Annotated in this window: 21 protein-coding genes, 1 tRNA gene and 1 other RNA gene; 6 read left to right on the top strand and 17 right to left on the bottom strand. The window is 72.0% G+C overall.

The annotated features are described in order from the left end of the window. Nucleotides 1-35: 35 nt before the first annotated feature. On the bottom strand, nt 36-3032 hold the full coding sequence (locus tag C8E84_RS01340; protein ID WP_159898812.1) for a bifunctional [glutamine synthetase] adenylyltransferase/[glutamine synthetase]-adenylyl-L-tyrosine phosphorylase: 2997 nt from the start codon (nt 3030-3032) through the stop codon (nt 36-38). Nucleotides 3033-3043: 11 nt separating this feature from the next. Continuing rightward, complete coding sequence (locus C8E84_RS01335; protein ID WP_159898810.1) at nt 3044-4381, bottom strand: glutamine synthetase family protein; 1338 nt, start codon at nt 4379-4381, stop codon at nt 3044-3046. 113 nt (nt 4382-4494) lie between these two features. Here C8E84_RS01335 and panB point away from each other — a divergent pair, with 113 nt between their 5' ends. Both panB and C8E84_RS01325 read left to right on the top strand, forming a co-directional pair. Beyond that, entirely contained in the window at nt 4495-5406 is a 912-nt protein-coding gene (gene panB, locus C8E84_RS01330; RefSeq protein WP_159898808.1) for a 3-methyl-2-oxobutanoate hydroxymethyltransferase, read from the top strand. Between the two features lie 60 nt (nt 5407-5466). Beyond that, nucleotides 5467-6111, top strand: a complete 645-nt coding sequence (locus C8E84_RS01325; RefSeq protein WP_159898806.1) for a class I SAM-dependent methyltransferase — start codon at nt 5467-5469, stop codon at nt 6109-6111. Nucleotides 6112-6122: 11 nt separating this feature from the next. Here the strand turns inward: C8E84_RS01325 and C8E84_RS01320 are convergent, their stop codons facing one another. After that, entirely contained in the window at nt 6123-6329 is a 207-nt protein-coding gene (locus C8E84_RS01320) for a methionine aminopeptidase (protein WP_159898804.1), read from the bottom strand. A 42-nt stretch (nt 6330-6371) separates the two neighbouring features. On the opposite strand from C8E84_RS01320, the gene map reads away from it, so the two are divergent. Continuing rightward, complete coding sequence (map, locus tag C8E84_RS01315; protein WP_159898802.1) at nt 6372-7244, top strand: type I methionyl aminopeptidase; 873 nt, start codon at nt 6372-6374, stop codon at nt 7242-7244. Further along, the gene (ppgK, locus tag C8E84_RS01310; RefSeq protein ID WP_159898800.1) at nt 7241-8020 is read left to right on the top strand and encodes a polyphosphate--glucose phosphotransferase; all 780 of its coding nucleotides are present in this window, start codon (nt 7241-7243) and stop codon (nt 8018-8020) included. The genes map and ppgK overlap by 4 nt, the downstream gene beginning before the upstream one ends. A 129-nt stretch (nt 8021-8149) precedes the next feature. Here ppgK and C8E84_RS01305 read toward each other — a convergent pair whose 3' ends face one another. From C8E84_RS01305 to C8E84_RS01280, 6 genes are all read right to left on the bottom strand, one after another. Continuing rightward, entirely contained in the window at nt 8150-8809 is a 660-nt protein-coding gene (locus tag C8E84_RS01305; RefSeq protein ID WP_159898798.1) for an MBL fold metallo-hydrolase, read from the bottom strand. A gap of 37 nt (nt 8810-8846) precedes the next feature. Then, nucleotides 8847-9494, bottom strand: coding sequence for a cobalamin B12-binding domain-containing protein (locus tag C8E84_RS01300; RefSeq protein WP_159898796.1), 648 nt, complete (start codon nt 9492-9494; stop codon nt 8847-8849). Between the two features lie 133 nt (nt 9495-9627). Further along, nucleotides 9628-10020 (bottom strand): TA system VapC family ribonuclease toxin, encoded by a 393-nt coding sequence (locus C8E84_RS01295; protein WP_159898794.1) that lies wholly within the window; start codon nt 10018-10020, stop codon nt 9628-9630. Then, nucleotides 10017-10247 carry a hypothetical protein gene (locus C8E84_RS01290; RefSeq protein ID WP_159898792.1) on the bottom strand — a complete coding sequence of 77 codons (231 nt, stop codon included), beginning with the start codon at nt 10245-10247 and terminating at the stop codon, nt 10017-10019. Before C8E84_RS01290 ends, C8E84_RS01295 begins: the two co-directional genes overlap by 4 nt. Nucleotides 10248-10302: 55 nt before the next feature. After that, an RNA gene (rnpB, locus tag C8E84_RS01285) (RNase P RNA component class A) lies at nt 10303-10683 on the bottom strand. Nucleotides 10684-10725: 42 nt separating this feature from the next. Continuing rightward, nucleotides 10726-12183, bottom strand: coding sequence for an RNB domain-containing ribonuclease (locus C8E84_RS01280; protein ID WP_159898790.1), 1458 nt, complete (start codon nt 12181-12183; stop codon nt 10726-10728). A gap of 33 nt (nt 12184-12216) precedes the next feature. Between C8E84_RS01280 and C8E84_RS01275 the strand changes: the two genes are divergently transcribed. Together C8E84_RS01275 and C8E84_RS01270 are read left to right on the top strand one after the other, a co-directional pair. Next, on the top strand, nt 12217-12966 hold the full coding sequence (locus tag C8E84_RS01275) for a YaaA family protein (RefSeq protein WP_159898788.1): 750 nt from the start codon (nt 12217-12219) through the stop codon (nt 12964-12966). Between the two features lie 87 nt (nt 12967-13053). After that, a complete protein-coding gene (locus tag C8E84_RS01270) occupies nt 13054-13944 on the top strand; it encodes an oxygenase MpaB family protein (protein ID WP_159898786.1) in 891 nt (296 codons plus the stop codon). Between the two features lie 6 nt (nt 13945-13950). On the opposite strand, the gene C8E84_RS01265 is transcribed toward C8E84_RS01270, so the two are convergent. The 8 genes from C8E84_RS01265 to C8E84_RS01230 all read right to left on the bottom strand — a co-directional run bounded on the left by C8E84_RS01265 (nt 13951) and on the right by C8E84_RS01230 (nt 19269). After that, entirely contained in the window at nt 13951-14415 is a 465-nt protein-coding gene (locus C8E84_RS01265; protein WP_159898784.1) for an SRPBCC family protein, read from the bottom strand. A gap of 22 nt (nt 14416-14437) precedes the next feature. Continuing rightward, nucleotides 14438-15655, bottom strand: a complete 1218-nt coding sequence (locus C8E84_RS01260) for an O-succinylhomoserine sulfhydrylase (protein WP_159898782.1) — start codon at nt 15653-15655, stop codon at nt 14438-14440. Then, nucleotides 15652-16065 carry a rhodanese-like domain-containing protein gene (locus C8E84_RS01255; protein WP_159898780.1) on the bottom strand — a complete coding sequence of 138 codons (414 nt, stop codon included), beginning with the start codon at nt 16063-16065 and terminating at the stop codon, nt 15652-15654. The genes C8E84_RS01260 and C8E84_RS01255 overlap by 4 nt, the downstream gene beginning before the upstream one ends. Before the next feature lie 44 nt (nt 16066-16109). Next, on the bottom strand, nt 16110-17048 hold the full coding sequence (locus C8E84_RS01250) for a reverse transcriptase-like protein (RefSeq protein ID WP_159898778.1): 939 nt from the start codon (nt 17046-17048) through the stop codon (nt 16110-16112). Beyond that, entirely contained in the window at nt 17045-17785 is a 741-nt protein-coding gene (locus C8E84_RS01245; RefSeq protein WP_159898776.1) for a zinc ribbon domain-containing protein, read from the bottom strand. Before C8E84_RS01245 ends, C8E84_RS01250 begins: the two co-directional genes overlap by 4 nt. After that, nucleotides 17782-18633, bottom strand: a complete 852-nt coding sequence (locus C8E84_RS01240; RefSeq protein ID WP_159898774.1) for a Nif3-like dinuclear metal center hexameric protein — start codon at nt 18631-18633, stop codon at nt 17782-17784. The genes C8E84_RS01245 and C8E84_RS01240 overlap by 4 nt, the downstream gene beginning before the upstream one ends. Nucleotide 18634: 1 nt before the next feature. Continuing rightward, nucleotides 18635-18707 (bottom strand) — tRNA-Val (locus C8E84_RS01235). A gap of 82 nt (nt 18708-18789) precedes the next feature. Next, nucleotides 18790-19269: a peroxiredoxin gene (locus tag C8E84_RS01230; protein WP_159898772.1), complete on the bottom strand. Its 480-nt coding sequence runs from the start codon at nt 19267-19269 to the stop codon at nt 18790-18792. Between the last annotated feature and the right edge of the window lie 47 nt (nt 19270-19316).

The raw sequence follows: 19316 nt of genomic DNA, 5'->3' as shown, positions 1-19316 counted from the left end.
CGTGTCGGGCATGCCCCGAAGTTTAGGTCGAGCCCTCAGTCGTCGTAGAACTCGGCCTCGTGGGCGGCCCGGGCCCGCCGAGCCAGCTTGCGGTAGCGCTCCCCCAGCTCCTGGCCCGAGCCCCCCGGCAGGCCGAGGATGCGCGCGATGCCGTCGGCGTCGCGCGGGTCGGTCGGCACGGCATCCACCGTCTTGGCACGGAAGAGCACCCCGGCGTTGCGCATCGACGACGCCAGGCGCCAGGACGCCGCGAGGTCCGCGGCGTGGCCGGGGTCGATCAACCCGAGCGACTCCGCCGCCGACAGGGCCGCCATCGTCGAGGTCGTGCGCAGCTCGGGGTGGGCGTGGGCGTGCTGCAGCTGCACGAGCTGGACGACCCACTCGACGTCGGACAGGCCGCCGTGGCCGAGCTTGAAGTGCGTCTTGCGGTCCGCACCCCGCGGCAGCCGCTCAGCCTCCATCCGAGCCTTCAGGGTCCTGATCTCGCGAACCTGGGTCGCGTCGAGCCCGCCAGCCGGCCAGCGCAACGGGGCGATCAGGTCGAGGAAGCGCTCGCCGAGGTCGGCGTCGCCGGCGATCGGCGTCGCCCGCAGCAGGGCGTGCGCCTCCCAGACGAGCGACCAGCGCGCGTAGTACTCGCGGTACGAGGCGAGCGAGCGCACGAGCGGGCCGTTCTTGCCCTCAGGGCGCAGCCCGGCGTCGACGTCGAGGTTGGGGTCGGGCCCGCGCAGGCCGAGCAGGCGGATGAGGTCCTTGACGATCTCGAGGGCCTGCCCCTGTGCCGCCCCCTCGTCGGCCCCGTCGACCGGCTCGTGCACGAACAGCACGTCGGCGTCCGAGCCGTACCCCTGCTCGCCGCCACCGAGGCGCCCCATGCCGACGACGACCACCGTGGTGAGGGCAGGGGCGCCGGTGCGGGCCTCGAGGTCACGCACGCACAGCTCGAGGGTCACCTCGAGCAGCGCCGAGGTGAGGTCGGTCATCGCCGTGCCGAGCCCGTCGAGGGTGAGCAGGCCGGACAGGTCGGCGACCGCGATGCGGAAGAGCTCGGATCGGCGGATGGTGCGGGCAGCGAGCACCGCGGATGCCGGGTCGTCCTTGCGCCCCGCGGCCGACCGCATGCGACGCAGGACGTCCTCGCGCGCACGCGGCCGCAGTCCCGACTCGTCCCCCAGGAACTGCACGCACTCCGGCGCCTGCTCGAGCAGGCCGGCGGCGAAGCGGCTGCGGGCCAGGGTGTGCGCGAGCCGCTCGGCGGCCGAGCCCTCGTCGCGCAGCAGCCGCAGGTACCACGGAGTGGTCCCGAGCTCCTCGCTGATCTTGCGGAAGGCGAGCAGGCCGGCATCCGGGTCGGCCTCGTCGGCGAACCAGCCGAGCATCACCGGCAACAGCTGCCGCTGGATCGCGGCCCGTCGGCTGAGCCCGTCGGTCAAGGCTTCGAGGTGACGGAGCGCGCCATGCGGATCGCGGAAACCCAACGCGGCCAGGCGCTCTCGCGCGGCCTCGGGAGTCAGGCGCACCTCGGAGTCGGAGAGGCGGGCCACGGCCGAGAGCAGCGGGTGGTAGAAGATCCGCTCGTGCAGGCGGCGCACCTCGCGCTGCTGGGCCTTCCACTGGGCGATGACGGCATCCGCCGGTGAGGACCGGTGACCGAGCGCCCGTCCGAGGCGGCGCAGGTCCGAGGCTGCGGTGGGCATGAGGTGGGTGCGGCGCAGGCGGTAGAGCTGGATGCGGTGTTCCAGCGTGCGCAGCAGCCGGTATGCCGCCGCGAGCGTCGCGGCGTCCTCGCGCCCCACGTAGCCACCGGCCGACAGGGCCGCGAGCCCGTCGAGCGTGGTCCCGGTGCGCAGCGACTCATCGGCCCGGCCGTGCACGAGTTGGAGCAGCTGCACGGAGAACTCGACGTCGCGCAGCCCACCCGCACCGAGCTTGAGCTGGCGGGCGGCCTCGGCGGGTGGGATGTGCTGTTCGACGCGTCGGCGCATCGCCTGCACGTCGGCGACGAAGTTCTCGCGGGTGGAGGCCTGCCAGACCATCGGCTGCACGGCGTCGCAGTAGGCCTGCCCCACCTCGGGGTCACCTGCGACCGGGCGGGCCTTGAGCAGCGCCTGGAACTCCCACGTCTTGGCCCACCGCTCGTAGTAGGAGCGGTGGCTCGCGACGGTGCGCACGAGCGGCCCGTTCTTGCCCTCGGGGCGCAGCGCCGGGTCGACCTGCCACAACGCCCCCGTGGCCGTCGATGCCGAGCAGATCCGCATCAGGCGCGTCGCGAGGTCCGTCGCGACCGCCGTCGACTCCTCCTCGGGCACCCCGTCCGCCGGTTCGGCCACGAAGATGACGTCGACGTCGGAGATGTAGTTCAGCTCGCGCCCGCCGGTCTTGCCCATGGCGATGACCGCCAGGCGGGTGCGCCCGGCATCCGCCCCGACCTCGTCGCCGGCGATCACCAGAGCGGCCTCCAGCGCCGCCTGAGCCAGGTCGGCCAGGGCCGCGGCCGTCTCCGGGAGGGACACGAGTGGGTCACCGGACGTGAGGTCCAGGGCCGCGATCTCGAGCAGTTGTTCGCGGTATGCCGTGCGCAGGACGTCGACGGCCGGCGCACCCTGTGGGGCACTCACCGCCTCGACGAGTCGCTGGATGCGCTGCTGCGCGGTGAGGGGCTGGGCCCGCGTGACGGCGCTCCACTGGTGCGGGTGGGCGCACAGGTGGTCGCCGAGGGCCGCCGAGCTGCCCAGCACCGCGAGCAGCCGCTGACGCGCGGGGCCCGGTGCCGCCAGCGCCTCGGTGACCGGCCCGCGGAGAGCGGCATCGCGACCGACGACCTCCATGAAGCGCACCAACCCGAGCAGGGCCCCGTCAGGGTCCGGGACACCGGCGAGGGCAGCGGCGAGCCCGTGGTCCTCGATGTGCTCGCGGGAGTGGATGAGCCCGGCGAGCGCCGGGTCCTGCAACAAACCGAACGCCCGGGCAGCGTCGTCGAACCCCAGCCGCGCGATGGCGACGGGGATCGACCCGGGACCGCGAGAGCTCACCCCGGCTCCGGTCAGAGGCGGGGCAGGTAGCGGTCGAGCTCGAAGGCGCTCACCTGGTTGCGGTAGTCGGCCCACTCGGCCCGCTTGTTGCGCAGGAAGAAGTCGAAGGTGTGCTCCCCGAGGGTCTCGGCGATGAGCTCGCTGCCCTCCATGACGCTGATCGCGTCGCTGAGGCTCGCGGGCAGCGGCTTGATGCCCATGGCCTTGCGCTCGGCGTCGGTGAGGCTCCACACGTCGTCCTCGGTCTCGGGAGGCAGTTCGTAGCCCTCCTCGATGCCCTTGAGCCCGGCGGCGAGCAGCACGGCGAACGCCAGGTAGGGGTTGCAGGCGCTGTCGATGCTGCGCACCTCGACCCGGGTGCTGTTGCCCTTGCTCGGCTTGTACATGGGCACGCGCACCATGGCCGAGCGGTTGTTGTGGCCCCACGTGAGGTGCGCCGGTGCCTCTCCCCCTCCCCAGAGCCGCTTGTAGGAGTTCACCCACTGGTTGGTCACGGCCGTCAGTTCGGCACCGTGGTGGAGCAGGCCCGCGATGAACTGCCGTCCCGTGCGCGAGAGCTGGTAGGGGGCGCCGGGCTCGTGGAAGGCGTTGGTGTCCCCCTCGAACAGGGACAGGTGGGTGTGCATGCCCGACCCCGGGTGCTCGGCGAAGGGCTTGGGCATGAACGAGGCGAAGATGCCCTGCTCGAGGGCGACCTCCTTGATGACCGCCCGGAAGGTCATGATGTTGTCGGCCGTGGAGAGGGCGTCGGCGTAACGCAGGTCGATCTCGTTCTGGCCGGGGGCGCCCTCGTGGTGGCTGAACTCCACCGAGATGCCCATCGCCTCGAGCATGCCGATGGCGGCGCGCCGGAAGTCGTGGCTGTTGCCGTGCGGCACGTGGTCGAAGTAGCCGGCCTGGTCGATCGGCTCCGGCCTGGTGCCGGGCACCCAGCCCTGCTTGAGCAGGAAGAACTCGATCTCCGGGTGGGTGTAGAAGGTGAACCCGAGGTCGGCGGCCTTGGTCAACGCCCGCTGGAGGACGTGCCGCGGGTCGGCCATGCTGGGGGTGCCGTCGGGCAGGGTCAGGTCACAGAACATCCGCGCGGTCCCGGGGCTCTCGCCGCGCCACGGCAGCACCTGGAAGGTGCTCGGGTCGGGCTTGGCCAGCATGTCCGCCTCGTAGATGCGCGCGAAGCCCTCGATGACCGAGCCGTCGAACCCGATCCCCTCGGCGAAGGCTCCCTCGAGCTCGGCCGGGGCGATGGCCACCGACTTCAGCGTGCCGAGCACGTCGGTGAACCAGAGCCGGACGAACCGGATGTCACGTTCTTCGATGGTGCGGAGGACGAACTCCTGCTGACGGTCCATGGGCCGAATCCTGCCGCACCCGTGTGTCGCGCGGGTAACAGGTCGGCGCGCGTCCGGCATCCGAACATCTGCGACCCCGCGTCAGGCGCCGCGCGGCGGCATACGATCGGCCCATGACCGAGTCGACGCCGACCAGCCCGGATGCCGTGGCCTCCCCCGCGGGCACCTCGCCCCCCGCTCCGGAGGGCACCGCGCCGTACGGCACGGGTGCCCAGGCGGCGCCGCAGCGGCGCATCCGGGTGCCGCACCTGCACCAGATGAAGGAGCGGGGCGAGAAGTGGGCGATGCTCACCGCCTACGACATGTACACCGCCGAGATCTTCGACGAGGCCGGCATCCCCGTGCTGCTCGTCGGTGACAGCGCCGGCAACAACGTCTACGGCTTCGAGACCACCGTGCCCGTGACCGTCGACCACCTCGTGCCCCTGACCCGGGCGGTGACGAGCGCGGCCAAGCGGGCCATGGTCGTCGCCGACCTGCCGTTCGGTTCCTACCAGGCCAGCCCGCAGCAGGCCCTCGCGACCGCGACCCGCTTCATGAAGGAGGGTCTGGCCCACGCCGTCAAGCTCGAAGGCGGGGCCGCGATGGTGCCCGAGGTCGAACTCCTCGTGCGCGCCGGCATACCCGTCATGGGCCACATCGGCTTCACCCCCCAGAGCGAGCACGTCCTCGGCGGGTACAAGGTGCAGGGACGCGGAGCCGGGGCCGACAAGCTCACGGACGATGCCCTCGCCCTCGAGGCCGCCGGGTGCTTCGCCATCGTCATCGAGATGGTGCCCTCCCCCGCGGCCGAGGCCGTCACGAGGGCGCTGCGCATCCCGGTGGTCGGCATCGGCGCCGGACCGCACTGCGACGCCCAGGTGCTCGTGTGGCAGGACATGGCCGGGCTGCGCGGCGGGCGGGCCCCCCGGTTCGTCAAGAAGTACGCCGACCTGCGCACGGCGCTCTCGGACGCGGCCACGGCGTATGCCGCCGACGTCGCCGAAGGTACGTTCCCGGCATCCGAGCACTCCTTCGAGTCCTGACCCACCGCACCTGAAGCGCGACACCCGAAACCGGCCGAGACGAAAGAGCGTCTACCCACCATGTGGCCCCTTGACACGCCCAACGCCCCGTCCCCGACCCGCTGGTCAGCGCTGCAGAGCGGGCCCGAGGCAGCGGCCGCGTACCGCAAGCGCTTCCTGGACCTCGAGGAGGCCGGCACCGACATCCACGGAGAGGCGCGATTCGTCACCACGTTGGTGCCCCCGCCGTCACGGGTGCTGGATGCCGGGTGCGGCTTCGGGCGCGTGGCCAGCAAGCTGACCCGTCTCGGGCACACGGCGATCGGCGTCGACGCCGACGAGCACCTGATCGACCTCGCCCGCGAGGACGTCGACACGCGGTTCTTCGTCGCCGACCTGTCGACCCTGAACCTGCGCGCCGAGCAGGAGTTCCACTGCGTGGTGATGGCGGGCAACGTCGTGCCCTACCTGGCCGACGGCACGCTGGCCGCGGTGCTCGAACGGCTGTCGTCACACCTGGCGCCCGGGGGCTACCTCGTGGCGGGGTTCGGGCTGTCGGGGTCGGCCCTGCCCGAGAACGCCGCACCCGTGGACCTGCGGGTCTACGACCGACTCGCGGAGGCCGCCGGGCTGTCGTTCATCAACCGGTACGCCACGTGGGACCACGAGCCGTTCGTGCCCGGTGGGTCGTACGCCGTGTCGGTGCACCGCCGCACCGGCGGCTGACGTGGCAGGGGTCAGTCCTCCTGGGACTCCTCGTCCCACGAACCGCCGCCCGACCACTTGCGGTCCTCGGCGTCCCAGCGCTCGGTGTTGGCCCGGGCCGTCTCCAGCGCCGCAGCCGCGGCCTCGTGGCTGTCGTAGGGGCCCATGACCGTGGCGTCCTGGCTGCGGGTGTCGTCGGTCTCGACCTGGCCGGTGTCGACGTTGTACCAGTACTTCATCGCCATCCTCCTTGGTGGTGGGCTTTGCCTAGACTCCACCGTATGCCGTTGACGACCGCTCCCGTGGCCCGTGGTGCACTCTCACCTCGACGACCCGTTCCGGCGAGCATCGCTCGACCCGAGTACGTCGACCAGCCGGCCCCGGCGAAGTTCACCGGCTCGGAGGTCAAGGACGCCGAGACCATCGAGGCGATGCGCGTCGCCGGTCGCATCGCCGCCAACGCGATGGCCGCGGCGGCCGCCGTCATCGCCCCCGGGGTGACCACCGACGAGATCGACCGCGTGGGCCACGAGTACCTGCTCGACCACGGCGCGTACCCCTCGACCTTGGGCTACCGCGGGTTCCCCAAGTCGCTGTGCACGTCGGTCAACGAGGTGATCTGCCACGGCATCCCCGACAGCCGCCCCCTCGAGGACGGCGACATCGTCAACATCGACATCACCGCCTACATCGGTGGCGTGCACGGCGACACCGATGCCACGTACCTCGTGGGCGACGTCGACGAGGAGTCCCGCCTGCTCGTCGAGCGCACCCACGAGGCGATGATGCGCGGCATCCGGGCCGCCGTGCCGGGCCGCGCGGTCAACGTCATCGGTCGGGTCATCGAGTCGTACGCCAAGCGCTTCGGTTACGGCGTCGTGCGCGACTTCACCGGCCACGGCATCGGGTCGGCCTTCCACAGCGGCCTGATCATCCCGCACTACGACGCGGCACCCGCCTACGACACCATCATCGAGGCGGGCATGACCTTCACCGTCGAGCCCATGCTCAACCTCGGCACCGCCGAGTGGGAGATGTGGGACGACAGGTGGACAGTGGTGACGAAGGACCGCCGACGTTCGGCACAGTTCGAGCACACGATCCTCGTCACCGACCACGGTCCCGAGATCCTCACCCAGGGAGACGCAGCATGAGCACAGCATTGCCCCTCGGCATCGACGTCGGCGGAAGCGGCATCAAGGGCGCTCCCGTCGACCTGGACAAGGGCGAGTTCGCGCAGGAGCGGGTGCGGATCGACACCCCCACCGAGTCCACCCCCGAAGCCGTGTGCGAGATCATCGCGCGCATCGTCGAGCAGTTCGACGAGGTGCACGACGGTTCCCCGATCGGGGTGACGGTGCCCGGCGTCGTGCAGCACGGTGTCGTGAAGACCGCCGCGAACATCGACAAGTCGTGGATCAACTGCGAGATCGAGAAGCTGCTCGAGGACCGCCTGCAGCACGACGTCGTCGTCGTCAACGACGCGGATGCCGCCGGGGTCGCCGAGCTCGCGTACGGCGCCGCCAAGGGTCAGGACGGCCTGGTCATCATGACCACCCTCGGCACCGGGATCGGGACAGCGGTGATCAACCGGGGCGTGCTCGTGCCCAACTCCGAGCTGGGCCACCTCGAGATCGACGGGGTCGACGCCGAGACGGTCGCGGCCAGCTCGATCAAGACGGCTGAGGGCCTCAGCTACGCCGAGTGGGCGCCCCGCCTGCAGCGCTACTACCGCCACCTCGAAGACCTCATGTGGCCCGACCTCATCGTCGTCGGTGGTGGCGTGTCGAAGAAGTCCGACAAGTTCCTGCCCCTGCTCGACCTGCGCACCCCCATCGTGCCGGCGGTCCTGCGCAACGCCGCGGGCATCATCGGCGCTGCCGTGCTCGCGAACGGCCACCAGCAGGAGCACGGTCGCCACACCAGCTGACCCGCGCGCCTTCGCGCCTTCGCGCCTTCGCGCCTTCGCGCCTTCGCGCCTTCGCGATCGTGGGTGAAAAACGTCGTCTGGGCGACGATCTTCACCCGCATTCGGATGCCGGGGGGCCGGCTTTTGCGGTCAGGCGCCGTCGCGGAACTCCACCGGGCCGGCACCGGCGAGGTCGTGGATGCGCGTGTCGGCGCACCCGAGCTGTGCGGCCTGCCCGAGGTAGAGGTCACGACCCCGTCGCTGGAGCAACCCGTCGTGGATCGGCACCGCGTGCGGCGCACCGAACCGGCGCAGGAACGCCGTCATGTCCCGGCTGCGCTGCCACGGCGCCTGAAGCGGGAAGGCGAGCACGTCGACGTGGCCCGGCACGGCATCCAAGGCGTCGCCCGGGTGGAAGAACGACGGCTCGCCGTCGGCGTCGAGACGCACACCGACGTTGGTGATGCGCGGCAGGTCGTCGTGGATCAGCGCGTGCTGGTCCCCGAACGGGGTGATCGTGACGCCGCCGATCCGGGTCGAGGCGCCCCCGTGCTCGCGCGCCTCGACGCCGAGGTCGGCGAACGCCGTCACGCTCTCGGGGTCGCAGAGCAGCGTCGCGTTCGGGTTGTCGGCGAGGATGCCGGGCAGCCGCTGCGGGTCGAGGTGGTCGGGATGGCGGTGGGTCACGACCACGGCATCGAGGTCATGCGCCTCGCTGAAGTCGTCGACGAAGGCGCCCGGGTCGATGAGGACTCGCACGTCCGCCACCTCGACGAGCAGGCAGGCGTGTCCGAGGTGGGTGATCCGCATGGCCCCACGGTAGGGCGTGCCGGGCGGCCGGGCAGCCTCAGCCGGCCGCCGACTCGCGGGCCACCTCGTCGACGAGGTCCGCGGCGGCGCGCAGGTCGGCGGGCAGCACCACCGTCATGGGCAGCGGTTCCGCCAGGCGCAGCGCACCCTGGCCAGCGAGGAAGACGGGGGCGCGTCGACCGAGGCGGGTGAGCGACGGCATCCGGGACTCGAAGGCCGAGCGGCGCACCCCGGCGAGCACGCACGCGTCGGCGTCGAGCAGGCGCACCGCGTCGGCGACGGCGGTCATCGGGGTGTTGGCGCCGAGGCTGACCACCCGCCAGGACCGGGCGTGCAGCATGGCCCCGAACAGCTCCAGAGGCAGGTCGTGCAGCTCGTGCGGCGGGCAGGCCAGGACGACGGTGCGCGACAGCTGTGCCGGCAGCGGCCGCCTCAGCTCCCCGAGCACCCCCCGGAACGAGCTGGAGACGAAGTGCTCGTGCAGCACCCCCAGCTCGCCGCGCTCCCAGCCCTCGCCGACCTCGCCCAGCACCGGCATGACGACCTCGGCCACGGTGACGTCGACCCCGTGCACGAGCAGGCACTCCAGGAGCGCTTCCCGCACGCCGACCCCGTCGAGCTCGTGCACCGCAGCCATGACCGCACGGCGTGTCACGCCGGGGTCGAGCGGGTGCTGCCGGGCCATCTGCGTCCTCTCCGGGCCGGTATTGGCCCGGGAAAAACGGTACGGCACGGGCGGGCCCGCGCGGGAGATCATGACGTCTCCCTCGGGCGGGCCACGCCGGACGCAGGTGGACGTTCGGGCCCCGGCCCGCTTCTCAGGGGACGAGAACAGTGGCGTCTGGCCGCAATCGGGTCAGGACCGTGTCGAACGTCGCCAAGCGACTGCCCTTGGAAGCGGCGAGAGCTGCGAGGTAGACGTCGGTGACCTGCCGGTGATCGCGAACATCGCTCAGGTCGACGTGCCCGTAGGACAGCTCATCGCCCCAGAACTGACAGCTCGGATGACTGTTCACCTGCTGCACGAGGTGGCTGGCCGTCGTCGCGCTCTCCCCGATCCGCAGCAGGAACCTCACGAGCGCCCCTTCGACCACGGGGCAGACCGCGAAGTCCCTGACCTGCGTGAGCCACCGGGACGCTCGGTCGTGGTGCTCGTGATCGGCCACCACCAGGGCGATGAGGACGTTTGCATCGAGCAGGTGGGGCCTCACTCATCGTCCAGGAGGTCAGCGACCTCGGCCGACGTGACCCGCCGCCCCACGGCCAGGACGGGGAGGCCGGTCCTGTCGTCAGTGCCCAGAACGACCGGCTCCTCGATCTGGGCCAGACCCCGCACCGTCAGGTCCGCGAGCACCGCGGACAGGGACCGGCCGGTGCGGACGGCCAGCTCGGTGGCTCGACGGTGCACGGCTGGCGGAAGATCGACCGTGGTGCGCATGCCTGCATCATGCGTGATGCAGGCATGATGAGGCCTCTCTGTTGCTGGGCGGAGGTGGACGAGTCGGGCTGTAGGCCGGGTTCTGTCCCGTGTCGCCGTTGCCAGTGACGCGGTGACGGTCATCCATCTCGGGTGGCCGTTGCCGACCACCTCCAGCGCTCTACCCGTGTACTCGGGCGGGCCGCCCTCGAACGCACACTGTCTGAGCTTGCTCCGGATGGGGTTTACCGAGCCGACCTGGTCACCCAGGTCGCTGGTGGTCTCTTACACCACCGTTTCACCCTTACCCCGATCGCTTGCGCGGCCGGGGCGGTCTGTTTTCTGTGGCACTGTCCCGCGGGTCGCCCCGGGTGGCTGTTGGCCACCATCCTGCCCTTCGGAGCCCGGACCTTCCTCGGCGGTGGTTGCCCACCGACGCGACCGTCCGCCCGACTCGTCCGCCGCCATTGTAGTGCCGGATCGTAGGGCAGGAACCGGCTCAGCCCTCGCCGGCGATCTCGAACTCCAGCGCCCCGGCCGCGACGTCGGCACGCACGAGTCGAACCGAGACGTGCTCCCCCAGCTCGACTCCGCTGCCTCGGCTGCGGGTCAGCACCGGCAGGTCGACGAGCTGCACGACGACACCCTTGTCGGTGCGGTCCACGATCACGGCGTCGAACAGCTCACCCTCGCGTCCGACGAGCACCGCGGCCTCGGTGGCGTCCGCGCAGGCCCGATCGGCCGAGCGTGCGCGATGGTCCGAGCTGCGCATGTGCGCGGCGAGGTCCGGCAGGGCCGCGCGCACGGCATCCGGCACCTCGTCACCACGGCACACGGCCTCGCAGACCATGAGCCCGAACCGGTCGACGAGCCGGCGCAGCGGTGCGGTGACGTGGGCGTAGGGAGCCGCGACCGCGGCGTGGTCCCGCTGCGCGGGCAGGTCGCCGTCGAAGGCGGTGTACCCGGCGCCGCGGAACAGCCCGCTGGCCTCGTGGATGAGCGCCAGGTGGCGGGGGTCGGTGCGATCCAGCGAGCGGATGAACTCGCCGTACGGCATCGACTGGGGCCAGTGCGCCCCGAGCGCCCGCGCGACCCGGCGGTACTGGGCCACCGCACCGGCGGCCGGCGCCGGCATCGTCCGCAGCACGCCCACACCGGCCTCGAGCATCATCGAGGCGGCGGCCATCCCGGTGAGCAGTGAGATCTGCGCGTTCCACTCCTCGGCCGGAACGGGTGGCCGGAACTCGATGGTGAAGCCGCCGTCCGCGCGCTCGACGATCTGTTGTTCGGGCATCGGCAGGCTCGCGCCCCCGCGGACCCGCTCACGCTCGATCCGGCGTTCACCGATCTCGCGCAGCAGCACGAAGCGCTCGTCGTCGGTGCCCGCATCGATCGCCTCCTGCACCTCGTCGTACGCCAGTCGCTGCACGCTGCGCACCATCGCCCGGTACACTTCGGCGGCGCCCAGCACCCCCGCGGCGTCGAGGTGCAGGTCCCAGACGAAGGCGGGCCGAACGGCATCCGGCAGCAGGCTGCCGGCCCCTTCCGAGAGCACCTCGGGGTGCAGCGGCACCCGCAGGTCAGGGCAGTAGATGGTCTGGCCGCGCTCACGGGTCTCGGCGTCCAGAGCCCCACCGAGCCGCACGAAGGCGGGCACGTCGGCGATGGCGTAGCGCACCCGGTACCCGTCACCGTCCCGCTCGAGGTGCATCGCCTGGTCGAGGTCCATCGACCCGGGCGGGTCCAGCGTGATGAACGGCAGGTCGGTCTCGTCGCGCTCGGGCAGCGGAGGTGGCTGCGCCGCCACCCGTTCGGCCTCGGCCAGCGCCTCGGCCGGGTAGTCGAGGGTGAGGCCGAGGTCCGCGCGCACCGCCGCGAACCGGTCGCGCAGGTCGGCCAGCACACCGTCAGGGATGTCGGCGCCGGTGGGGGTCAGGCGAACGCGGGGGTGGGGCATGGCGCCAACCTAACCTTTCGTAGGCTTCGCTCCGTGCTGATCCTGCTCCCGCCGTCGGAGTCCAAGACGAACCGGCGCCGCGGCAAACCGGTTGACCCGGCGTCGTGGTCCTTCCCCGACCTGAACCCGGTCCGGGCACGGGTCGCGCAGGCCCTGGCGGCCGTGAGCGCCTCCCCCGACGCCCCGGCCCTGCTCGACGTCTCCCCCGGGTTGCTCGACGACATCGCGCGCAACCTCGTGCTCGACTCCGCCCCGAGCACTCCCGCCGCCGAGGTCTACACCGGCGTGCTCTACGACGCTCTCGGCCTCGCCACGCTCGACACCGCGGCCCGACGCCGGGCCAACCGCTGGATCGTCGTCGTGTCGGCGCTCTACGGAGCGGTCCGCCCCACCGACCGCATCGCGGCCTACCGCCTCGCGATGGGCACGACGCTGCCCGACGTCGGCGCCCTGGCCGCCGCCTGGCGCCCGGCGCTGGACCAGGTGCTGCCGCCCCTGGTCGGGCGTGGGGTCATCGTCGACTGCCGGTCCGCGCCGTATGCCGCCGCGTGGCGACCGGGCGTCGACCTCACCCACCGCTGGGTGCAGATCCGAGTGCCCGGCGCCAGCCACATGGCCAAGCACACCCGCGGGCTGGTCGCCCGCCACCTGTGCGAGGTCGGCAGCGATGTGCGATCCGTGCCCGCCCTGGCCGACGTCGTCGGTGAGGCCTTCACGGTGACCCTGCACGAACCCGCGAGCACGCGAGCCCCCTGGGTGCTCGACGTGTCGGCGGTGGTGTGACCGGCGTCACGGTTAGACAGGCGCGCGGATGCCGGGTCGCACGACGTTGGATCGTGCGTACCCTGACCCCTCGCCGATCGGAGCCTCATGCTGCCCGTCACCGACCTGTCCCGTCGCGCTCAGCAGCGCCTCGGAGCAGCCCTGCGCGCCAGGGTCGCCGGAGATGACGCGGCGCAGCGGGCCGCCGTGATCTGGGGCAAACCCGGCGAGCGGTGGTTCACCCCGCAGGACCCGGTGTGGCGGGTGCACGCCGACGCGTCGATGTTCCCCGGTGGGGTCGCCGCGCTCCTGCTCCAGTCGCTGCACCCCCTGGCCATGGCGGGGGTCGCAGGCCACAGCGGCTACCGCGCAGACCCGTGGGGGCGTCTCCAGCGCACCTCGCACTTCCTGGCCACGACGACCTTCGGCACCATCGAGGACGCCGAGCAGACCATCGCGCGAGTGCGCTCGATTCACGAGCGGGTGCGGGGGCGCGACGAGCGGGGCCGTCCCTACCGTGCGAGCGACCCCGACCTCCTGTCGTGGGTGCACGTCGCCGAGGCGTACTCGTTCCTCACCGCCTACCAGCGATTTGCCGTGGAGCCGCTCACGGCGGCCGAGGCCGACACCTACGTCGAGCAGGCCGCCGTCGTCGCGCGCCTGCTCGGGGCCACGAAGGTCCCCACAACGGTGGGCGGGCTGGAACGAGCGCTCACGGCATACCGTCCCGACCTCGAGGCCACCGATGCCGCCCGGGATGCCGCCCGTTTCCTGCTCTTGCAACCCCCGCTGCCGCTGGTGGCGCGACCGGGGTACGGCCTGATCACCACGGGAGGGGTCGCCGTGCTGCCCGAGTGGGCCCGGGACTCGCTCGGCCTGCCGATGGCGCGCCCGCTGGCACCCGTCGCCACGGGCATCGGCCGCTTCGGGACCCGAGCGGTGCGCTGGGCCATGTCAGGGGTGGCCCAGGAGCGCCAGCTCGCCGCCGACCTCAGCTGAGGGCGGTCACCCGACCGCGGTCACGAGCTCCTCGATGCGAGCCAGCGTGCGCTCCATGTTGCGCTTGGTCGCCTCGGCCATCGTCGCCTTGACGACGAACTTGCTCGTGACCCGCTCCTGGGTCAGGTCCCACGACTCCGTGACGAGCGTGCCGCCCTCGACCGGCTCGAGCACGTAGCGCCAGATGCGCCCACCCAGCATCGCCCCGGCCGGGCCGGATGCCGTCGTCTGCCAGGCGATCCGCCGGTTCTCCTCGAGCTCGATGACGGTGTTGCGCGTCGAGTAGGCCACCCCGAGCTTCATGTCCATGCCGAAGCGGTCCCCGAGCACGAGCCGGCGCCCACCGCTGCGGGCCCCCTTGACCGTGCCGCCACCGTCGATCTCCGAGTGACCGGCCGGGTCGACGAGCAGGTCGAAGATCGGCTCGGGAGGTGAGGGGATCAGGCGCTGGACGGACAGGACATCACTCATACCCGCGACGTTAACAGGCGGGTCAGCCGGCCACGGCACCGGCCGCCGCCAGTGCCGCGTCGAGGTCGGCGACGAGGTCTCGCACGTCCTCGAGACCGATGGACACCCGGATGGTGCCGTCGGTGATGCCGACCGCCGCCCGGGCCTCGGGGGCGAGACGGCGGTGGGTGGTCGTGGCCGGGTGGGTGCTCAGCGACTTCGAGTCCCCGAGGTTGTTCGAGATGTCCACCAGGCTCAGGGCGTTCATGAAGGCGAATGCCGCCGCCTTGCCGCCTGCGACGTCGAACGTCACGACCGTGCCGCCCCCGCCCTCGAGCTGGCGCAGGGCCAGCTCGTGCTGGGGGTGGCTCGCGAGGTGCGGGTAGAGGACCCGGGTGATGCCCCGACCGGCGTGCTGCCACTCCTCGAGCGTCTGGGCCACCGTCAGTGCCGACTCCGCCATCGCCCGCACCCGAAGGCCCAGGGTCTCGAGCCCCTTGGTCATGATCCATGCGTTGAACGGCGACATGGCCGGCCCGGTGTGCCGCATGAGGTTCTTGACCGGTCCGTTGACGAACTCGGCCGTCCCGAGGATCGCACCGCCGAGGGCACGACCCTGACCGTCGATGTGCTTGGTCGTCGAGTAGATGACGACGTCGGCACCGTGCTCCAACGGGTGCGAGAACACCGGGGTGCCGAAGACGTTGTCGACCACGACGGTGGCCCCCGCGGCGTGCGCCAGCTCGGAGACGGCCGCGATGTCGACGAGCTCCATCATGGGGTTGCTCGGCGTCTCGAAGAACACCGCCGTCGTCGGCACCGACAGCGCCTCGCGCCACTGGTCGAGGTCAGCGCCGTCGACGAAGACCGTCTCGACACCCCACCGCGGCAGGATCTCGTCGAGGATGACGAAGCACGACCCGAACAGCGCTCGGGACGCCACCACCCGGTCCCCCGCTCCGCACAGGGCCGCCATCGCCGTGAACACGGCGGCCATCCCCGAGGCCGTCGCGAAACACGCCTGCGCGCCCTCGAGCTGGCGCATCCGCTCCTCGAAGGTCGAGACGGTGGGGTTGCCGTAACGGCTGTAGATGTAGTGCTCGACCTCGTCCTTGAACGCGGCTTCGGCCTGCTCGGCCGACTCGTAGACGAAGCCCGAGGTCAGGTAGAGCGCCTCGGCGGTCTCGTCGAACCCGCTCCGGCTCAACCCACCCCGCACAGTGCGCGTCTGTGGGTGCCAGTGCGCCACGGGGTCGTTCATCCCTGGCGCCACGGCAGGCCGGCGTTCTTCCAGCCCGCCACCGTGCGGTGCCCGTCGGCGTCGTGGCCGCCCTCGAACCCGTCCAGGATGTTGTACGCGGGGCCCAGGCCGGCCGCGGTCAGCGCGTCCGCCGCCGCCTTGGAGCGCACGCCCGAGCGGCAGAGCAGGTACACCGGCCGCCCCGGGGTGAGCCCGGCCGCGACGACCTCGTCGACGAAACGCTCGTTGACCGTGCCGGCCGGGAACGTCGACCACTCGACGAACGCCACGGCATCCGTTGCGCCTTCGAGCGCCGGCACGCCGACGAATGACCACTCGGCCCGGGTCCGGACATCGACGAGCATGGCGCCCTCGGGGCCGGTCACCGCTGCGTGGGCCTGCTCGGGTGTGACATCACCTGCGTAGCTCATGCCCTTCAGCGTAGGCGGCGTGCCACCCCGATCGGCACCGTGTCTCAGGTGCGGTTGGTGAACGCCACGCAGACCCGCCGCTCACCCCAGACCTCGACCCCGGCCAGCGACCCCGGCGCGACGGCGAGGCGGTCCTGTCGCTCGGCAGGCACCCCGAGGAGGTCGGCGAGCACGCCGCGCACGACGTCGACCGGGCAGACGGCGACGACCGTCCCACCTCGGGCGACCGCTCGAAGCCACGCGGCCCGGGCACCGGGCCCGGTCGAGTCCCACGCAGGGTCCACCTCGACCTCGGTCCCAAGCGCGTCACCGATCGCGCGGGCGGTGACGTCGACGGCATCCGCACCACCACCGACGACCTCGACGCGGCCGGTGCCGACGACCGACACCACCGCGGATGCCGTGGCCCCCGCCGCGTCGCGGCTCGCAGCCGCGGCGACCAGCACCACGCGAACCGCCTCGTCAGCGTCCTGGGTGGCATCTGCGGCGTCATCGGCCGGATCCAGCGCTGCGGGAGATTCCGGCTCAGCCGAATCCTGCCCGGCGAACATCCGGTTGACGGTGCGGCCGTCCATGGCGACGTTGGACAGGGCGTCGGCGTCCTTGTTGATCTCGCGCGGGATCCACTCGTAGCGCACGGTGCCACCGGCAGCGGTGATCTGCGCGGCGACGTCACGGGCCTGAAGCGCCAGGCGACGCATGTCCTCGTGCTTGATCTTCCACCGGCCCGACATCTGCTCGACGACGAGCTTGGAGTCCATCCGGGCAAGCACCTCGGCCCCGGGGTCGATCGCGTACGCCGCCTCGAGCCCGGCGATGAGCCCGCGGTACTCGGCGACGTTGTTGGAGGCCGTGCCGAGCGGTTCAGCACGTTCGGCGAGCAACGCCCCGGTCTCGGTGTCGCGCACGAGGGCGCCGTACCCGGCGACGCCCGGGTTGCCCCGCGACCCGCCGTCGGCCTCGACGGTGAGCCGTCGCCTCACAAGCCGGACTCAGGGGTGCGGACGAGGATGCGCCGGCACTCCTCGCAGCGCAGCACCTCGTCCTCCGGGGCGAGCCGGATGCGCTGGATCTCGACGGGGTTGAGCTCGAGCTGGCAGCCGCCGCACCGGCGCTGGCGCAGCGCAGCGGCGCCGATCCCCCCGTTCGCGGACCGGATCTTCTCGTAGAGGGCCACCAGGTCGTCGCCGGCCTCGGCTGCGACCGCGCTGCGCGGGCCGGCGACCTCGGCCGCCTCGGCGTCGAGCACGCGCAGGGCGTCGTCGCGGGCGGCCTCGAGGGCCTCGATGCGCACCGTCAGCTCGCCGCGGCCGCGCTCGAGCTCGGAGACGTCGGACTGGGCGTTCTCGGCGCGCTCCATGACCTCGAGCTCGATGTCCTCCAGCTCGGCCTGTCGGCGGGCCAGCGACACGAGCTCGTGCTGGATCGCCGTGAGGTCCTTGGCCGACCCGGTGCCGGCGTCGAGCCGGGCCTGGTCACGGGCGACGCGGTCGCGCACCTGCTGCACGTCGGCGTCGGCCTTGGCCACCTCGCGGCTGATGTCGTCGAGCTCGGTGCGCGAGCGCACCAGCTGGTCGTCGATGAGCTGGGCCTTGCCCGACAGGTCGGCCAGCTCGGCCAGCTGCGGCAGGTGAGTACGGGCGTGCTCGATCTGGTCCAGCCGGGTGTCGATGGCCTGGAGGTCGAGCAGCCGCAGCTGCCGGGCGGTCTCGGCGTTCACAGGGTACCTCCGGGGTCGGCACCGACGACGAAGGTCCAGGGGTCGGTGCGCACTGTGCTGATGTGGGTCTCCACCCTAGTGGCGCGCTCCCCCAGAGCCGCGAGCAGCGCCCGCTCCGCAGCCGCCAACCAGACGAACTCACTGGCCCAGTGCCCGGCATCCACGAGGTACGGGGTGCCGCCGCGCGCCTCCTCCCGGGCCTCGAGGGCGGGGTGGTGGCGCAGGTCGGCCGTCACGTACACGTCGGCGCCGCTGGCGCGCACCGCGTCGAACAGGTCGTCGCCCGACCCGCCGAGCAGCGCGACCCGGCGCACCACGGCATCCGCCGGTCCGGCCACCCGGATGCCGCCCGCGGCCGCCGGAAGGGCGGCGGCGAGCGCCTCGACGAAGGCCCGCAGCGACACGGCATCCGGGAGGTCCCCCACCCGTCCGAGCGGTTGCCCCTCGGCCAGCGTGAGCGGCTCGGTGTCGGTCAGGCCGCAGGCCCGCGCGAGGGCGAAGCCCACGCCGTCCGCCGCGACGTCGGCGTTGGTGTGGGCGACGTACAGCGCGACGTCGCCGACGATGAGGTCGGTGACGCTCGCCCCCTTGGCGCTCGTCGTGGCGAGGCTGTGCACCCCGCGCAGGAGGAGCGGGTGGTGGGTGAGCAGCAGGTCGGCGCCCAGCTCACGGGCCTCGGCGATGACGTCCAGGGTCGGGTCGACCGCCAGGTGGATGCGGCGCACGGGCTGGCGCGGGTCCCCCGTGACGAGCCCGACCCGGTCCCACGACTGCGCGGTCTGCGGCGGGTAGAGGCTCTCGATGACGTCGAGCACCTCCCGCAGGGTCGGGTCGGCGTCGTCACTCATGTGGGCCCGGCCGGGATCGAACCGACGACCTTCGCGGTGTAAACGCGGCGCTCTACCAGCTGAGCTACAGGCCCCGTGGACACCCGCACCCCCGAAGGAGCGCTGATGTCCGCGCACATTGTGGCAGGTGGGCGCGCACCCGTGTCAGAGGTGAGGTCAGGGCAGGGCGGCGACCTCGGCGGGGAGGTCGCTGAAGTCGCGGCGGTCCCCGGGGCCGTTGACCAGGCTCCACTTGACGAATCCGTCGCGGCCGACGAGGAAGGTCCCGCGCACCGGCGCCCCGGTGCGCTCGTTGAGCACGCCGTACGCCTGCGCAACCTCGCCATGGGGCCAGAAGTCGGAGAGCAGCGGGAAGAAGTAGCCCTGCTGGTCGGCCCAGGCACGCTGGGAGAAGACGGGGTCGCTGGAGATGCAGAGCACCTGGAGGTCGTCGGAGACGAACCGCTCGAGATGGTCGCGGATCTCGTCGAGCTCGCCGGTGCAGATGCCCGAGAACGCGAAGGGGTAGAACACGATGACGACGTTCTTGTCCGCCGTCAGCCCCGACAGGGTGACCTCGACACCGTTCTGGTCACGCAGGGCGAAGTCCGGGGCGCGCAGGCCCACGGCGAGGGGGTTCAGGGTCGACAACGGCATGGGTCCATCCTGCCAGCGACACGACCCCCCGGAGACCCGCTGAGACG

Source organism: Ornithinibacter aureus (assembly GCF_009858245.1).
Classification (GTDB): Bacteria; Actinomycetota; Actinomycetes; order Actinomycetales; family Dermatophilaceae; genus Fodinibacter; species Fodinibacter aureus.
The sequence above is the reverse complement of the archived record's forward strand: the minus strand, read 5'-3'. Positions and strand labels throughout refer to the sequence as shown.

What these genes read in the sequence shown, in the direction of transcription:
- C8E84_RS01335 (WP_159898810.1), bottom strand. Translation starts at nt 4,381, where the DNA reads ATGGACCGTCAGCAGGAGTTCGTCCTCCGCACCATCGAAGAACGTGAC.
- panB (WP_159898808.1), top strand. Translation starts at nt 4,495, where the DNA reads ATGACCGAGTCGACGCCGACCAGCCCGGATGCCGTGGCCTCCCCCGCG.
- C8E84_RS01325 (WP_159898806.1), top strand. Translation starts at nt 5,467, where the DNA reads ATGTGGCCCCTTGACACGCCCAACGCCCCGTCCCCGACCCGCTGGTCA.
- C8E84_RS01320 (WP_159898804.1), bottom strand. Translation starts at nt 6,329, where the DNA reads ATGAAGTACTGGTACAACGTCGACACCGGCCAGGTCGAGACCGACGAC.
- map (WP_159898802.1), top strand. Translation starts at nt 6,372, where the DNA reads ATGCCGTTGACGACCGCTCCCGTGGCCCGTGGTGCACTCTCACCTCGA.
- ppgK (WP_159898800.1), top strand. Translation starts at nt 7,241, where the DNA reads ATGAGCACAGCATTGCCCCTCGGCATCGACGTCGGCGGAAGCGGCATC.
- C8E84_RS01305 (WP_159898798.1), bottom strand. Translation starts at nt 8,809, where the DNA reads ATGCGGATCACCCACCTCGGACACGCCTGCCTGCTCGTCGAGGTGGCG.
- C8E84_RS01300 (WP_159898796.1), bottom strand. Translation starts at nt 9,494, where the DNA reads ATGGCCCGGCAGCACCCGCTCGACCCCGGCGTGACACGCCGTGCGGTC.
- C8E84_RS01290 (WP_159898792.1), bottom strand. Translation starts at nt 10,247, where the DNA reads ATGCGCACCACGGTCGATCTTCCGCCAGCCGTGCACCGTCGAGCCACC.
- C8E84_RS01280 (WP_159898790.1), bottom strand. Translation starts at nt 12,183, where the DNA reads ATGCCCCACCCCCGCGTTCGCCTGACCCCCACCGGCGCCGACATCCCT.
- C8E84_RS01270 (WP_159898786.1), top strand. Translation starts at nt 13,054, where the DNA reads ATGCTGCCCGTCACCGACCTGTCCCGTCGCGCTCAGCAGCGCCTCGGA.
- C8E84_RS01265 (WP_159898784.1), bottom strand. Translation starts at nt 14,415, where the DNA reads ATGAGTGATGTCCTGTCCGTCCAGCGCCTGATCCCCTCACCTCCCGAG.
- C8E84_RS01260 (WP_159898782.1), bottom strand. Translation starts at nt 15,655, where the DNA reads ATGAACGACCCCGTGGCGCACTGGCACCCACAGACGCGCACTGTGCGG.
- C8E84_RS01255 (WP_159898780.1), bottom strand. Translation starts at nt 16,065, where the DNA reads ATGAGCTACGCAGGTGATGTCACACCCGAGCAGGCCCACGCAGCGGTG.
- C8E84_RS01240 (WP_159898774.1), bottom strand. Translation starts at nt 18,633, where the DNA reads ATGAGTGACGACGCCGACCCGACCCTGCGGGAGGTGCTCGACGTCATC.
- C8E84_RS01230 (WP_159898772.1), bottom strand. Translation starts at nt 19,269, where the DNA reads ATGCCGTTGTCGACCCTGAACCCCCTCGCCGTGGGCCTGCGCGCCCCG.